17 protein-coding genes and 1 pseudogene are annotated in these 14,499 nt (G+C 57.4%); 7 read left to right on the top strand and 11 right to left on the bottom strand.

Annotated elements, in window-relative coordinates:
• Nucleotides 1–3 precede the first annotated feature (3 nt).
• Nucleotides 4–1,386, top strand: a complete 1,383-nt coding sequence (locus tag KSS91_RS15005; RefSeq protein WP_217835228.1) for an LLM class flavin-dependent oxidoreductase — start codon at nt 4–6, stop codon at nt 1,384–1,386.
• A gap of 38 nt (nt 1,387–1,424) precedes the next feature.
• Nucleotides 1,425–2,261 (top strand): MliC family protein, encoded by an 837-nt coding sequence (locus KSS91_RS15000; RefSeq protein WP_217835227.1) that lies wholly within the window; start codon nt 1,425–1,427, stop codon nt 2,259–2,261.
• Nucleotides 2,262–2,318: 57 nt separating this feature from the next.
• On the opposite strand, the gene KSS91_RS14995 is transcribed toward KSS91_RS15000, so the two are convergent.
• From KSS91_RS14995 to KSS91_RS14980, 4 genes are read right to left on the bottom strand one after another with little or no spacing between them, the layout of a single operon-like run.
• Complete coding sequence (locus tag KSS91_RS14995; protein ID WP_015095164.1) at nt 2,319–2,501, bottom strand: DUF1289 domain-containing protein; 183 nt, start codon at nt 2,499–2,501, stop codon at nt 2,319–2,321.
• Nucleotides 2,502–2,503: 2 nt separating this feature from the next.
• Nucleotides 2,504–2,875 (bottom strand): hypothetical protein, encoded by a 372-nt coding sequence (locus KSS91_RS14990; protein WP_217835226.1) that lies wholly within the window; start codon nt 2,873–2,875, stop codon nt 2,504–2,506.
• A 39-nt stretch (nt 2,876–2,914) separates the two neighbouring features.
• Complete coding sequence (gene dmeF / locus KSS91_RS14985) at nt 2,915–3,850, bottom strand: CDF family Co(II)/Ni(II) efflux transporter DmeF (RefSeq protein ID WP_217835225.1); 936 nt, start codon at nt 3,848–3,850, stop codon at nt 2,915–2,917.
• 19 nt (nt 3,851–3,869) lie between these two features.
• Entirely contained in the window at nt 3,870–4,145 is a 276-nt protein-coding gene (locus KSS91_RS14980; protein WP_007974809.1) for a metal/formaldehyde-sensitive transcriptional repressor, read from the bottom strand.
• Between the two features lie 85 nt (nt 4,146–4,230).
• Here KSS91_RS14980 and KSS91_RS28790 point away from each other — a divergent pair.
• Nucleotides 4,231–4,335: pseudogene (locus KSS91_RS28790) on the top strand (LysR family transcriptional regulator); the annotation flags it as partial.
• On the opposite strand, the gene KSS91_RS14975 reads toward KSS91_RS28790, so the two are convergent.
• The 5 genes from KSS91_RS14975 to glnH all read right to left on the bottom strand — a co-directional run bounded on the left by KSS91_RS14975 (nt 4,334) and on the right by glnH (nt 8,639).
• Nucleotides 4,334–5,239 carry a MurR/RpiR family transcriptional regulator gene (locus KSS91_RS14975; protein WP_126045891.1) on the bottom strand — a complete coding sequence of 302 codons (906 nt, stop codon included), beginning with the start codon at nt 5,237–5,239 and terminating at the stop codon, nt 4,334–4,336. The pseudogene KSS91_RS28790 and the gene KSS91_RS14975 overlap by 2 nt on opposite strands.
• A gap of 187 nt (nt 5,240–5,426) precedes the next feature.
• Nucleotides 5,427–6,476, bottom strand: a complete 1,050-nt coding sequence (locus tag KSS91_RS14970; RefSeq protein WP_217835224.1) for a C45 family autoproteolytic acyltransferase/hydrolase — start codon at nt 6,474–6,476, stop codon at nt 5,427–5,429.
• Between the two features lie 9 nt (nt 6,477–6,485).
• Nucleotides 6,486–7,208 (bottom strand): glutamine ABC transporter ATP-binding protein GlnQ, encoded by a 723-nt coding sequence (gene glnQ / locus KSS91_RS14965; protein WP_217835223.1) that lies wholly within the window; start codon nt 7,206–7,208, stop codon nt 6,486–6,488.
• Nucleotides 7,205–7,861, bottom strand: a complete 657-nt coding sequence (glnP, locus tag KSS91_RS14960; protein ID WP_102700415.1) for a glutamine ABC transporter permease GlnP — start codon at nt 7,859–7,861, stop codon at nt 7,205–7,207. The genes glnQ and glnP overlap by 4 nt, the downstream gene beginning before the upstream one ends.
• Before the next feature lie 34 nt (nt 7,862–7,895).
• Nucleotides 7,896–8,639 carry a glutamine ABC transporter substrate-binding protein GlnH gene (gene glnH / locus KSS91_RS14955; RefSeq protein WP_217835222.1) on the bottom strand — a complete coding sequence of 248 codons (744 nt, stop codon included), beginning with the start codon at nt 8,637–8,639 and terminating at the stop codon, nt 7,896–7,898.
• 359 nt (nt 8,640–8,998) lie between these two features.
• Between glnH and KSS91_RS14950 the strand changes: the two genes are divergently transcribed.
• From KSS91_RS14950 to KSS91_RS14940, 3 genes are read left to right on the top strand one after another with little or no spacing between them, the layout of a single operon-like run.
• Nucleotides 8,999–10,327 (top strand): aspartate aminotransferase family protein, encoded by a 1,329-nt coding sequence (locus KSS91_RS14950; protein ID WP_217835221.1) that lies wholly within the window; start codon nt 8,999–9,001, stop codon nt 10,325–10,327.
• A 12-nt stretch (nt 10,328–10,339) separates the two neighbouring features.
• Entirely contained in the window at nt 10,340–10,939 is a 600-nt protein-coding gene (locus tag KSS91_RS14945; protein WP_217835220.1) for a carboxymuconolactone decarboxylase family protein, read from the top strand.
• A gap of 33 nt (nt 10,940–10,972) precedes the next feature.
• Nucleotides 10,973–11,353, top strand: coding sequence for a hypothetical protein (locus KSS91_RS14940; protein WP_126045886.1), 381 nt, complete (start codon nt 10,973–10,975; stop codon nt 11,351–11,353).
• On the opposite strand, the gene KSS91_RS14935 is transcribed toward KSS91_RS14940, so the two are convergent.
• Nucleotides 11,299–12,207 carry an AraC family transcriptional regulator gene (locus KSS91_RS14935; protein ID WP_217835219.1) on the bottom strand — a complete coding sequence of 303 codons (909 nt, stop codon included), beginning with the start codon at nt 12,205–12,207 and terminating at the stop codon, nt 11,299–11,301. The two genes, KSS91_RS14940 and KSS91_RS14935, sit on opposite strands and share 55 nt — an antisense overlap.
• A 123-nt stretch (nt 12,208–12,330) precedes the next feature.
• Nucleotides 12,331–12,594 (bottom strand): hypothetical protein, encoded by a 264-nt coding sequence (locus KSS91_RS14930; protein ID WP_217838482.1) that lies wholly within the window; start codon nt 12,592–12,594, stop codon nt 12,331–12,333.
• 513 nt (nt 12,595–13,107) lie between these two features.
• Here KSS91_RS14930 and KSS91_RS14925 point away from each other — a divergent pair.
• The gene (locus tag KSS91_RS14925) at nt 13,108–14,376 is read left to right on the top strand and encodes a cystathionine gamma-synthase family protein (protein WP_217835218.1); all 1,269 of its coding nucleotides are present in this window, start codon (nt 13,108–13,110) and stop codon (nt 14,374–14,376) included.
• Nucleotides 14,377–14,499 lie beyond the last annotated feature (123 nt).

The raw sequence follows: 14,499 nt of genomic DNA, 5'->3' as shown, positions 1-14,499 counted from the left end.
ACGATGTCCGATCCAAAACCTCTTTTGTTTGCACTCTATGAGCAAGCCAGTGTGGGCTGTGGCGGCGCGCCAAGCCTTTGGACCCATCCCGCTGACGAACGACTGGCGATCAATTCTCTGGGCTATTGGTCGAACCTGGCGCGCATTGCCGATCAGGCTCACCTCGACATGCTGTTTTTTGGTGATGTGCTGGGCTTCTACGATGTGTTTGGTGGCAACGCCGATGCGGCGATGAAGTGGGCGGTGGAAGCCCCGGCGAACGATCCGCTGATGATCATTCCAGCCTTGGCCGCCGCTACGGAGAACCTGGCCTTTGGCGTTACCGTGACCACCAGCTACGAACATCCCTTTACCCATGCCCGACGCTTCAGCACGCTGGATCACCTCACCAACGGCCGGGTCGGCTGGAACATCGTCACCTCATACCTGTCCAGCGCCGCCCGCAACTTCGGCCTGGAGCAGATGATCAAGCACGATGACCGCTATGAACGTGCCGAAGAATTTCTTGATGTGGTCTACAAACTCTGGGAGGGCAGTTGGGCCGACGACGCCGTGGTCGCGGACAAGGCGCGCCAGCTCTACGCTCGGGGCGAGCGCGTGCGGCCGATCAATCATGTGGGTGAGCATTACCGGGTGGCCGGGCCGCATTTGACGTCCCCGTCGCCGCAACGCACGCCTTTGTTGATTCAGGCGGGCTGGTCGGGGCGCGGTCGTGAGTTCGCCGCCAAGCACGCCGAGTTGATCTTCATTGCCAAGTCCAACCCGCAGGAAATTCGCCTGGGGCTCGAGGAAATCTGGGCCAGGGCTCAAGCACGTGGCCGTCAACGTGATGATGTGAAGTCCCTGACAGTGCTGCGTATCGTCACCGCGAAAACCGAGATTGAGGCGCAGCGCAAATACGACGAACTGCAAAGCAACTATCACTTGCAGGCGCAACTGGTCAGTTACGCGGGCGACACCGGCATTGATATCGGCCGCTATGCCGACAGTGAGGCGCTTTCCACCTACACCGAGGGCATGACCTCCTATGTGATGCATCCCGATGGCAGTGGCAAACCCTTGACGGCAGGTGACGTCAAACAGCGTTTTGCCAGCGTCACCCGAGGCAGTGATCTTATTCTCGTGGGCACTCCTCAACAGGTGGCCGAGCGCATTGAGGAACACGCCAGAATATCCGGTACCAGCGGGTACATGATTAATCCGCTGATCAGCCCGGGCAGTCTTGAGGATTTCGTAGAACTGGTGATCCCTCAATTGCAGAAACGTGGTCTATACCGTACACAACCGCAAAGCGGTACCTTTCGCTCGCGGTTACGGGGTGACGGTTCGAACCATTTGCCGGCGTCGGCTTATGGCGCTTCGTTCCGTTTCAATGAAGGCTCGTAGTGCCTGGGACACTGGAACTGGCACGAGAAGGACTGCACATGAGCAAGTATCTTGTCTTGTTTCTTGTTGGCGCCACGGGATTCGCTCAGGCGCAATCCCTATGCTCTGACGCCTGGTACCAGGCGATCGACAAGAGACTGCAAACCGCCGATGCGCAAGGGCACGGGCCGGATATTGGCTCCGACGAATGGAAATCGGTGATCGAATTCAAAGCAGGGGTTCGTGGTGGGGCAAACGTCCCTGAACGAAACTCCGAAAAGTGGTGCATGTACATCGATCAGCAGACCAAGGCGATGCAGGCGACCGGTAGCGACGCCGCAAAACCCCTGACGGTCAATGTTGAACCTGGCCCTTCTTACGATTGCGGCAAGGTGGAGCCCGGCGGTATCGAAGCGATGATCTGTGAGGACAAGGACTTGTCCGCACTCGATCGCAAGCTGTCGCAGGTTTATGCCAGTGCGAGTATCAAGGCCGGCAACGAGCATCCTCCCACGCTGAAAGCAGAGCAACGTGGATGGATCAAGGGGCGCGATGACTGCTGGAAGAGCGATGACGCGGGTGCATGCGTACGCATGGAGTACCAGCGCCGCATCGCCGAGTTGCAGGCCCGGTACCGGCTGGTGTCGGGCACAGGGCCTGTTTACTACGAGTGCGACGGCAACCCGGCTAACGAGGTTACGGCCATGTTCTTCAACACCGATCCGCCGACATTAATTGCCGAGCGTGGCGATAGCGTATCGCTGATGTACCAGCAGCCAGGCGGCAGTGGCATAAAGTACCTTGGGCGCAATGAGACCCTTTGGGAGCATCAGGCCGAGACGATAATCACTTGGGGATACGGTGCGCTCGAGTCGCATTGCAAAAGAAAACCTTGAAACTGCGCGCTCATCGAACGCATTGCCGGCAGGCGATCGCTCGTGGCGCCATGCTGGCTAACCCAGTGCTTTCCTCAGCCCTTTCAAGCGCACATTCGCCCGTTGCACAGCGGCCATTTTTTCAGGCCGCTTCATGCGTTTCCACTTTCTGATGTCTTCCTTGCTTCGCCCGCAACTGACACACAGATCACCACTGAGTTGGCAAACTGCAATGCAGGGGTTTTCGATTTCCTTAGCCATTGTCAGTCACCTTTGGCTATCCGTGATTGAGCCAGGCGACTTTTCCAGTCGCCGCCGTGAGTGCGCTGGCACTCTTGCTCAGAGTCGAAGCGGACATTGCGGTCTGAAGGGGTCAGGTCGATGTTGGCCTCACTCAACGCGATGGCCGTCAACTCAAGGACGCGCGCCTTCGCGTCAACCTGGGCGAGCTGCCTGTCCGCCAGGGTTTCGAACACCCAGGTGACCTTCAGGGTTTCAGCCAACGCATTCAGGTCAGCGGTGTGGGTGAGCCAGGTAAAGCCTTTGATTTCACCTTTTGCGGTTTCGCATGCTTCGGTGAGCGTGGTGATCAACCGGCGCTCGATCCGCGCCAGTTCACGTTTGCCTGGTGGCATCAGGGGTTCCTTTGGAGGCAAGAGTGGGGAGGTGCTTGATCAGGCCGGTCGAAACTCGACCGTCAGGTGGCTGACTTCGTGCACCGGCTTGAGACGTTCACGAATGCTGTCGGCGCTCGCCGTGGCTTCGCCAAGGACGCTGACGATGGCCGCATGGGCTTGCGGCCCGACTCGCCAGACGTGCAGGTCCGTGATGGTGGCATCCCCCGGTTTCTCGACCAATTCGCGGATTTCCTCGGCAACCTGCGCATCGGTCTGATCGAGCAGCACGCCTGCGGTGGTCCCCATCAAGGTCCAGGCCCAACGCGCGATAACGATGGCGCCGACGATGCCCATGACCGGGTCCAGCCATACCCAGCCCAGATACCGGCCGGCGAGCAGTGCAACAATGGCCAGAACCGAAGTCAGCGCGTCTGCGATGACGTGGACATAGGCTGATTTCAGGTTGTTGTCGTTGCCGTGATGGGCATGGGGATGGGCATGGCCGTGGTCCTCATGATCGTGCCCATGACTGTGTCCGTGTCCGTGTCCCAGCAGCAGCGCACTGATGACATTGACGATCAAACCGGCAATCGCGATGAGCGTCGCAGTGCCGAACTGAACCTGCGTTGGCTGCAACAGGCGCATGACAGATTCAACGCCAATGCCCAAGGCGACCATGCCGAGGATCAGCGCCGAGGCGAACCCGCCCAGGTCTCCAACCTTTCCGGTACCGAAACTGTAGCGCTGGCTGTAGGCATGGCGCTTTGCGTATCCGTAAGCGGCCGCCGCGATGCCCAATGCGCCGGCATGGGTTGCCATGTGAAAACCATCGGCCAGTAGTGCCATCGAGCCCGTGATGTACCCTGCGGTGATCTCGCCAACCATCATCACAACGGTCAGTGCCACAACCCAAAGCGTTCGCTTGGCATTTTCGTCGTGCGCCGGGCCAAGGAACACGTGGTCGTGCCTGTAGTTGATGGGGGGGCTGCTCATGATATTTACCTGGATGCGTTCACTTGGAGTAACGGCGAATGGCTTCAAGCAGCTCTTCGACGCCCTTGTTACGCTCTGCTTCGCTCAGCGCAGGGTTCGCGACATGCTCGCGCGCATGGTCCTCGATGATTTCTTCCATCAAGCCGTTGATGGCGCCGCGAGTGGCGGCCACAAGGTGCAGTGTCCTGGCGCAATCGAGATCCGATTCCAATGCGCGTTCAACGGCCTGGATTTGCCCGGCGATACGTTTTACGCGCTTGAGAAGATCGTCTTTGTTTGCTGCGATATGGCCCATTGGATGGATACCCCCCCTACCTATGCTTTGCGCATGATAGGCATACCCCCTATACCTATACAAGATCGGCGGGGGAAGAGATCGGCGCAACCATCGCGGCAACGAACTTCAGACGATTACACCAAAAGGAAACCTGACAGCTAATGACAGCGAATCATTGCTGGTGGCCGTGCGTGCTGATACGGGCCTTACAACGAAGCGTTGAGTTCCTCGATCAAGCTTTCACGATGTTTCAACGCGGAAACGGACGCCTCGCCCAACTTGCTGGCAACGGCACTCAACAACGCCTGCGCCAGCAACATGAAGGCGCACATGCTGTTGCTGAAAAACAGGCTGTGGTTGGGCACATAGAAGCTGTGCAATGCAACCTTGGCCAGCGGCGAGCTGGATGAGTCGGTCAGCGCAATGACCCTGATCCCGTGGCGGGCAGCCACTTCGGCAGTGGCGAGCACGCTGGGGGTGTAGGGGAAGCAGCTGGACACCACCAGCACATCGCCCACATCCAGTTGCGCAAGGGCATCCGCCACACCCTGGCGACTGGAATCGAGCGCCGCCACATCCGGGCGCAACATGCCCAGGCCGTAGGACATGAAGAGAGCCAGCGAATTGAATTGGCGCATACCGTGGATCCGTACCCGGTGGGCACTGGCCAGCAATTCGACGGTCTGGACAAACACGTCGGGATCGACCTGCTCGATCATGCTGGCGATGTTTGCGCTTTCCTGGCGACCCAGGCGAGTCAACTGGTTGAGGATGTCCTTGTCACCGGCATTGACCACCAGTTGCGAGGCCTGGTCACTGTAGAAATGCTTGCCTTCGGTGATCTCCCGGCGAAAGACGTCCTGCAATTTGCTGAAGCCGCCATAGCCCAGGCGTTGTGCCAGCCGGGACAGTGTCGAGGCGTTGACGTCCAGTTGCTCCGCCAGCTCACTGATCGAAGATACAGCGGTGCGTTGCGGCGACTCGATCAGTGCCATCAACACGCGTCGGGAGCTGCTGCCCAAGGCGATATCCACCTCGCGCCGTTCGATGGCTTCGAGCAATTGCTTGAGGCCATTCAAAGTGTCAGGTAATTCTGCCGGGGCAATAGTCATCAGGGGCATCCATAAGCTGTTGGGCGGTCGCCACTCGACCTTGAGTGCTTGGAAAATCGGTGCTGCGACGCGTGAAAACTGCCAATTCTACCGCGCCAGGGGCCATCGCAAAGACTACCCCTGGCGTGATTTTCATCAGAGTGCCCGGGACAGCTTTTCTCCGGGGCCTTCCTGTTTTCTCATAGCGCTAACTTTTGCCGAGAGGGTTGAGTACTACGCCCTCGATATCGGGTCGGCCGGTGTCTGGCGTCGTATGAATCCGCCACTTTACAGCGCTGGCGCTGATCAGGAAAACCCCGGTGGCCAAGGTGTTTTCATCGTCCGGATCATCGGCGGCGGTGCGGTATACAGGCAGGTGCCCACCCGAAGTGTCGCGCAGTATACCCAAAGACAAATCGGCATCCAGCTCGCCAGGTACCTGCTGCAGCTGCTGGTCAACGCATCGTTGCCGGGCGCCTGAGCTGGCGGTGATGCGTTGAGGGACCCGGTTCAGCGACGGCGCGATCAGGTGGTTCGAATGCCCGCCCGGCCTGCGCACCTCCCTGATGGCGCTGCCTTCGGCGCTGGCCTCGACACTGACGACCCGATTGCTCCCGGCCTGGCCGAACGTATGGTGAAACGCACCGGCGCGGTCGGTTCGGGTCACTATCGCAATCGCTTCCTGGAGGGTGTGAGCGTCAAGCGTTGCGCGGCCCAGGATCTGTCGAGGGATGCCGGCTGGAATGCTGGCCGGGCGAATGTTGTTGACGGTCGCCACCAGTCCGCGCTCGTTGACGGCCAGGGTGTGTCCAGGCAAGGAGCCCGGATAGACAAAGCTGCTGAACGCCAGGCCTGACTCGGGTTTGACATGGGCGAATGCGCAGCTCCCCCTGAGTTGTGGCAAGCCGTCCTCATTGTGAGCGATCAGCGTGCCGCCGCCGGCAGGACCGAACACCGTGGTGCAGCCATCCACGCTTTGCGGGTGAACGAAGTCACCCCGGCAGTTCCACATGAACACTTCATTGAACGGCAGCTGCAAGCCAGCGGCCAGTCCTTCGATTTCCTGCCAGTAACGAGGAAACGCTGCTTGCACTGCTTGACGCATCTGCGCGGCGGCTGGCGTTTGTGCCAGCGCAGCCAGGTGTTGCCAGAGTGCCAATGGACGCAAGTGCCGATGCACGGCATCACGACCGAAGACACCGAGGCCATGACCTATTGCGTGCGCGTCGCCTTCAAGATGAATTTGGGACAACGTCATGACGTCTCCTCAGGATACGTGCTGTAGAAATTCCCGCAGGCGCGGGCTGGGAGGGTTGGCGATCAGCGTGGCGGGTGGCCCGTCCTCGGCGATGCGCCCCTTGTCGATAAAGATCAGTCGAGTGGCGACCTTGCGGGCAAAGTCCACTTCATGGGTGACGATCACCATGGTCATGCCTTCCTCGGCCAGCGACTTCATGACGGTGAGCACTTCATGACGCAACTCCGGGTCGAGTGCTGAAGTCGGCTCGTCGAACAGCATCAGCTTGGGCTTGACCGCCAGCGCGCGAGCAATGGCCACTCGCTGTTGCTGACCACCGGACAATTCGGACGGGTAGTGATTGGCCCGCTCGGCGAGGCCGACTTTTGCCAGAAGCCCGGCGGCGATCGCCTCGGCTTCCGCACGGCTGGCGCCACGCACCCGCACCGGGCCGAAGGCCACGTTCTGCAGTGCGGTCATCTGCGGGAACAGGTGAAACTGCTGGAAAACCATTCCGGCTTCCTGGCGAATCAGCCGCTCATCGACCTTGGGGTTGTTGACCTCCAGTCCATCGACGATCAACTGGCCCGCGGTAATCTCTTCGAGCTTGTTGATGCAGCGCAACAGCGTCGACTTGCCTGATCCAGACGGGCCAATGATCACGACCACTTCGCCGCTGGAAATCTTCAGGTTGATGTCATGCAGCACTTGAGTACTGCCAAAGTGCTTGGAGACACCTTTGAACTCGATCATAGGATTTTCAACCTCGATTCCATGCGCCGTAGCACGTAACTCAATACCAGGGTAATGATCAGATAGATGATGGCCACCGCCGACCAGATTTCCATCGCGCGGAAATTACCGGCAATGACTTCCTGCCCCTGGCGGGTCAGTTCAGCGACACCAATGACAATGAACAGTGAAGTGTCCTTGATGCTGACGATCCACTGGTTGCCCAGCGCCGGGATCATCCGCCGGAAGGCCAGCGGCGCAATGACGTAGCGCAGCGTGTCTCTGCCGGATAATCCCAGCGCCAGCCCGGCCTCGCGAAATCCACGGTTGATCGACAGCACCGCACCGCGGGTGATTTCGGCAATGTAGGCGCCGGAGTTGAGCATGATGGTCACCACTGCCGCGCTGAACGGATCGATGCGCACCGGCACCATCATTGGCAAGGCGAAGTAGATGAACATGACCTGCACCATGATCGGAGTGCCACGAATCAGTTCGATGAAAACGAGCGCAACACGGCTGCTGAGAAAACCGCCGTAGGCGCGGGCAAAGCCCGCGACTACGCCGATGATGGCGCCACCGATCAGACCCAGGATCGAGATCCACAAGGTCAGCTTGGCGCCCTCGAGCAGTACCGGCAGCGCATCCCAGATGGCGCTCCATTGGAAATGCATGCTGAATTCTCTTTTTTATTGAAGGGCAGGGGAGTTACTGCGGATCGGTGCCGAACCACTTGCGGTAGATCTGCGCATAGGTGCCGTTGTCACGGACCTTCTTCAGTGCCGCATTGACCTGTTCGCGCAACTCGCTGCCCTTGGGAAACGCAATGCCGTATTGCTGGGCCATCATCTGTTGGCCGACGGCTTTGACCTGGCCTTCACCCGCCGTCTTGATGTAGTACAAAACGTTTGGCGTGTCGTGCATGGCGGCGTCGACGCGGCCGGTGCGCAGTTCCAGATAGGCATTGTCGATATTGGGGAACTGTCGCAGATCGCTGGCCTTCAGATTGGCCTTGGCATAGTCGGCTGCCGAGGTGCCGCTCTTCACCGCCAGGGTCTTGCCGGCGATATCCGCTTCACCCTTGATTGCGGCATTGTCGCTTTTGACCATCAGCAGGAAGCCGCTGTCGTAGTAGCCGTCGCTGAAATCGATGGCCTGTTTGCGTTCTTCCTTGATGGTGATGCCGGCCAGCGCCACATCGACGTTGTGGGTCTGCAGGGCGGGAATGATGCCGTTGAAATCCATCGGTTTGAGCTTGTAGGTGACGCCCATTTCCTTGGCGATCGCAGCCCACAGGTCGATATCGAAACCGACGTATTCGTTGCCCTGTTTGAACTCGAAAGGTACGAACGCCGTGTCCGTTGCCACGAGCAGTTCCTTGCCAGCGGCAAAGCAGCCCGATGCGCCGACCAGTGCCATTACAGCCAGTGATGCCTTCAGAAGGTTTCTCATGCGTGTTTTCTCTTCAGGTGAGTACAAACCCCAGGGCAAGCCCGGGGCGGTTGGGGTAGCGGCAGTTTGTTTTTCGAGTGATCCAAGGCGATTCACTCCACTGTTTTTGTTGTAGGCCCGGCTAGCCACCTGGAGAGGAGGCGCACGAAACGTATGCTTTGATGCAAAATATACGTGCAAAAATGATAAATGCAAATAAATTTTGCGGATGACTTGCCGCCTGTAATTACAGGATCCCACCAGTATTGATTGGCTTTTATGGCTAGGCTGGCAGCGAGTGACCGGATTTATAAGTGCAAAAAAATATTGCAATTGGATTTTATGCACATATTATTTGCGAAAATCATCCGGAGGGGATCATGAGCCACGTCTTTCATCGCAGCCTTACACAAAGCTATCCAACGGCCGTTCAAGGCGATGGCCCCTACTTGATCGACAGCGATGGCCGTCGCTACCTCGATGCCAGCGGCGGTGCTGCTGTGTCGTGCCTTGGCCATAGCGATCCGGAAGTGATTGCCGCCATTCGCAACCAGGTCGGTCAATTGGCCTATGCGCACACATCATTCTTCACCACACAGGTGATGGAGGACCTGGCGGATTTCCTGGTAGCGCGGGCACCTGAAGGGATTGAGTCGGTGTACTTCGTCTCGGGTGGTTCCGAAGCCGTGGAAGCGGCATTGAAACTGGCCCGCCAGTATTTCATCGAAATCGGGCAGCCGCAGCGCAAGCACTTGATCGCACGCCGTCAGAGCTACCACGGCAATACGCTTGGTGCGCTGGCCACGGGTGGCAACGCATGGCGGCGCAAGCAGTTCGAACCCTTGCTGATCAACGTCAGCCATGTCAGCCCTTGCTACGCCTACCGCGAACAGAAAACCGGAGAAACGGCCGAGGCAATGGGCGTGCGCCTGGCTGCCGAACTTGAAGATGAAATTCTGCGCCTGGGTGCCGAAAACGTCATGGCATTCGTCGCCGAGCCCGTGGTCGGAGCGACCTTGGGCGCCGTCGCCGCCGTGCCTGGTTATTTCAAGCGGGTTCGTGAGGTGTGCGACCGCCACGGCGTGTTGTTGATCCTTGATGAAGTCATGTGCGGCATGGGCCGGACCGGGACTTTGTTCGCGGCCGAACAGGAAGGGATCACTGCGGACCTGATCACCATAGCCAAAGGGTTGGGCGCAGGTTACCAGCCGATCGGCGCGACGCTGGTGAGCAAGAAAATCCGCGACGCCATCGCCCATGGCTCGGGGTTCTTTCAACACGGCCATACCTACATTGGCCATGCGACGGCATGCGCAGCCGCGCTGGCGGTGCAGCAGGTCATCGAATCGCGCAACTTGCTGGCTCGCGTCAATCAACTGGGCGATGGACTGCGCACACGGCTGCTGGATCGGTTGGGTAACCATCCCCATGTGGGTGACATTCGCGGGCGTGGCCTGTTCCAGGGCATCGAGCTGGTAGCTGATCGCGACAGCAAGGCGCCGTTCGATCCAGCGCTCAAGTTACACGCCAGGCTCAAGAAAGCCGCCATGGCAGAAGGACTGATGTGTTACCCGATGGGGGGAACCGTCGACGGTCAGTACGGTGATCACATCCTCCTGGCCCCGCCATTCATTCTGCAAGACCATCATCTGGACGAGATCGCCGACAAGCTTCTGCGTGCCCTGAACATTACGCTCAAAGGTCTCTGAGGAATCATCGCCATGGCTATTCAATCGCGCCTGACACCCCTTGACGAAGCACAAATGAACGAGGCCCAGCGCGCCGTTCTCAACGAAATCCTCAACGGCCCGCGCGGCAACCTCGACGGGCCTTTTCTGGCCTGGATTCACAGTCCCGAACTGGCCAACCACGCACAGCGCTTGGGCGCATTCTGCCGTTATGGGACTCGCCTGGAACTGCGTTTGACCGAGCTGGCCATCCTCTACACCGCGGCATGGTGGCAATCCCAGGCCGAGTGGCAGATCCATGAACCCATCGCACGTTCTGCCGGCCTGGCCGGTCCGATCATCGAAGCATTGCGTCAGCAAAGGTTCCCACCCTTCACCCGAGCAGATGAACTGCTGGTTTATCGAGTGGGCAAGTCGCTATACGAGACACGGCGTGTCGACGACCTGCTTTACGCCGACGCTGTTAAAGCGTTCGGCGAGCCGGCTGTCGTAGAGCTCATTGGGGTCTTCGGATATTACGCACTGGTGGCGATGACCCTGAACGTCTTCGCCGTTCGCCGCGATAGCGATGCACCGCTTCCATTTGATGAGCCTGGAGAGGGCAGAAGTGCAGAGCAAAAAACACCGCAATGAGTCCCTCAACGACTGACCGAAAAGGAGTTGATCATGGCGCAACCCAATCCGGACACGGTAAGGGTCGGCGAGTTTCGCCGGCGTTACGAAAACCTGTACCGCAAACTCAGTGATTACTATGCCTGCTGTTCCGCCGATGAGGTTCGCAACTGGAGGCGTGTTACCCGAATCCTTCTGGACGAAGCTTCGGCACTCAAATGTGGTCAAGCATCCCGCGAGGATCTTGATGCGCATCGACAGGTCATTGCTGCCGTAACCGAGTGTCTCGCGAAGGCCGGCCTTCGCATTGAGGGTTACGCAATGAAGGCCGTGGCGAGGGCGGCGCTTCAGGAACCATCAATTGGACTGCACGCCAACGATCAAGCAAAACTCCGCAGTTTTGCTAAATCTCGTGTCGGTGGTGAACCGAACTGACGACTGTATTCGCGAGTGAACTGCGATGGGCTCTCATACCCCACTTGAAATCCAGCGGCTGCGACGTCAAGGCCTTCAGAGATCATGAGGCGTCGCGCTTCGTGAAGGCGAAGTTGCTTTTGATATTGCAGGGGGCTCATGGCCGTTATGGATTTGAACCTGTGGTGGAGCGTCGAGGTGCTGAGATTGACGAGTTTGGCCAGCGAATCGATTTGAAGGGGTTTTGAGTAGTTTTCATTAAGCCACTCAATTGCTCGTGTTACGCGATGCGCCTGGCTGTCAACGATCGCAATTTCGTGCAGCCTCTGGCCCTGCTGGCCACGCAAGAGTCGATAGAATATTTCTCGAATGGCTAATGGCGCCAGGGTGGGAATATCTTCCGGGCTTTCCAGCAGTCTCACGAGGCGCAGCATTGCGTCGAGTAACGACGTATCTATTTTATCCAGGAAAAGGCCACGGTTTTGTGCACCACTGGGCACGCCGATCGGACTTGCATCGGCGATCAGCTGCGTAATTTCGCAGGGGTCAATATCCAGGCGGATGCATAGGTATGGCTCCTCGGGAGAAGCTTCAATCACTTGGCCCGCTAAAGGCAGCGTCACGGAAACGACGAGATAATTCAGCGGATCATAGACGTAGCCTTCATCACGCAGTCGAACCTCTTTACGACCTTGAACAACAATACATAGACCTGGTTTATGAATTGTGTGAATCGCATCTGTAGGAGCATCACTTCTGATGAAGTGAAGCGGGGGCACTGCCGTCTCGAATACCCCATACTCGGGCGCAAAACGTTGAATGATGGACGCCAGCTCGGTTCGACGTTTCGTAATTTCGGCATCGGACTGAATCAAAGGAAACTCCTTGAGAGTTGGTCACGTGTGGCGGGAGTCGGGGCGCTTTTTCGGCAGTACAGCTTTATTAAATATCAAAAAAGCCCAGCTATTGCCGGGCTTTTTGACGGTTTTGATTCTGTGTTAGCCAACTTGCTGCATTCCTGGTGTGCGGTCAGATCCGCCTTCAGCAATACGCATCCCTGGGGTGCGATCCGAGCCGCCTTCGGCAACGCGCATTCCTGGAGTGCGATCAGAACCATCCTGGGCAACGAAGGGGCGCATTGCCTCTTTGCATTGCTGAGCTTCGTTCACTGGCGGCCTGGCGCTTGTGCTTTCCAGCGCAAATACGCTCAGGCTAAGCGCTGTGAAGGTCGCGAAAACAAAGATTTTTTTTGAGGTTTTCATGGCAATGACTCCGGTAATTTGAGTGTCTGGTACCGGTAGGTCAGGGCAACGTTTTTTGCACTGAGTTCCGGTTGCAGGCGAGGTGTTCTCTCTGCATGTGTCCAGACTACGGTGCCGGTGTTTTTTACGTTATTCGGTTCCTGTGAGCTTTTTGCACAATCCTGCACTGCGATGCTGGAGCAGCTGATTTTTTAGCTGTAGATGTGTTCGTAGCAGCCAATTGCCTGGTGCGCGATTCACATCATTGTGAGCAGTGATGATGGTGAGCAGACACGACTTGCCTAAAGCTCCCGTAGAGCAGGCCGTCAGTGTTACTTGACGGCCTGCGTTTGCATTTCTCTGACTGCAGGTGCTCCACCAATGGCGCCTGGGTCGAAAGCGTTTGATCCAGCCATTAAAAAAAGCACCCCTTACTCCCGGATATCATGATTTTTCACAAGCATGAGCCTTCCTTATAGTCCTCCCAAGCCCACTTGGAACACGGTTGTGTTTCCCTTGATGCGAGAGAACTTTATGGAAAACAAGAAACGCGCCGTCCAGGCTTCAGAGGTTGGGATGGGAACTCGGGTCGTATGGGGAGGAGAGCAGGTTCGACATCCCTACAATGCGACCCAGACCCCCATAGTGGTCAGCGCCGCCTATGGCTATGACGATATCGATAAGTGGTATGACGTGGCATTGGGAAAGGAGCCCGGCTTCATTTACAGCCGGATGAGCAATCCCACTGTCTCTGTCTTGGAAGATAAACTCTGTGAGCTCGAGAACGCAGAGTCGGCTGTAGCTTTCAGTACCGGAATGGCGGCAATCAGCGGTGTGCTACACACCTTTCTGTCCTATGGGCAGCGCGTGATATCTACACGTGACAGCTACGGCGGTACGAACAAGATTTTTGAGGAGTTTCTTCCACGCATGGGCGTGGACGTAGCCCTTTGCGATACGCTCGACACTGTGGCGCTTGAGCAGGAAATTGCTAAAGGCTGCAACGTCCTGTACCTGGAAACCCCCACGAACCCGACGCTGAAAATCGTTGATATTCGCCGGCTTGTGGCAGCGGCGAAGCAAGTGGGCGCTTTGGTTGTTGCGGACAATACATTCGCGACACCTCTGAATCAGAATCCGCTCGCTTTAGGTGTTGATGTGGTTGTGCACAGCGCGACCAAATTCCTCTCCGGTCATGGTGATGTACTCGGCGGCGTGGTGTGCGGCGCCGAGCATTTGATGTCTCAAGTTCGCCATTACCGCGAAATCAATGGGGCCTCGCTGGATCCTTTTTCAGCGTATCTGATTATCCGGGGCATCAAGACTCTGGCCCTGCGTCTTCGCCAGCAACAGGCGAGCGCACAACTTCTGGCCGAGTACCTCTGCACCGAGCCGCTGGTTGAGACTGTGAACTATCCAGGGTTGCCTCAACATCCAGGTCATGACATCGCTCGTTCTCAAATGAACGGATTCGGCGCCATCGTCAGCTTCGTACTCAAAGGAGGCATGGACACCGTGACTCGTTTGCTACCGTTGCTCAGATATGCGCATCGGGCGGGTAATTTGGGCGCTGTCGAGACCATTTACGGGCCGGCACGGACGACCAGTCACGTGGAAAATACCCTGGAAGAGCGTCAGGCACTTGGCATTTCCGAAGGTTTGGTTCGAGTGTCCGTAGGTATTGAAGATTCGGAAGATTTATTGGCTGATCTAAAACAAGCCTTCGCTTTAGTGCGAAGTAAACAAGGTGATGCAAACCTTCACGCTGACAGTGCCCAACGTTTCATTGAAGTAGAAGCCTGAATACGAGCAGGACTTTCGATATTCATCTTAAGCCCTTCATGAAGAATGAAAATAATAAAATCCAGCGACGACAAAATTGTACTGCCCAAAAGCCGGTTACAAGGTGTTTGTCCGAACATTTCA

It is taken from the genome of Pseudomonas azerbaijanorientalis (assembly GCF_019139795.1).
Classification (GTDB): Bacteria; Pseudomonadota; Gammaproteobacteria; order Pseudomonadales; family Pseudomonadaceae; genus Aquipseudomonas; species Aquipseudomonas laurylsulfatiphila.
Note: the sequence above shows the minus strand (reverse complement) of the source record. Positions and strands in the feature narration are given on the sequence as shown.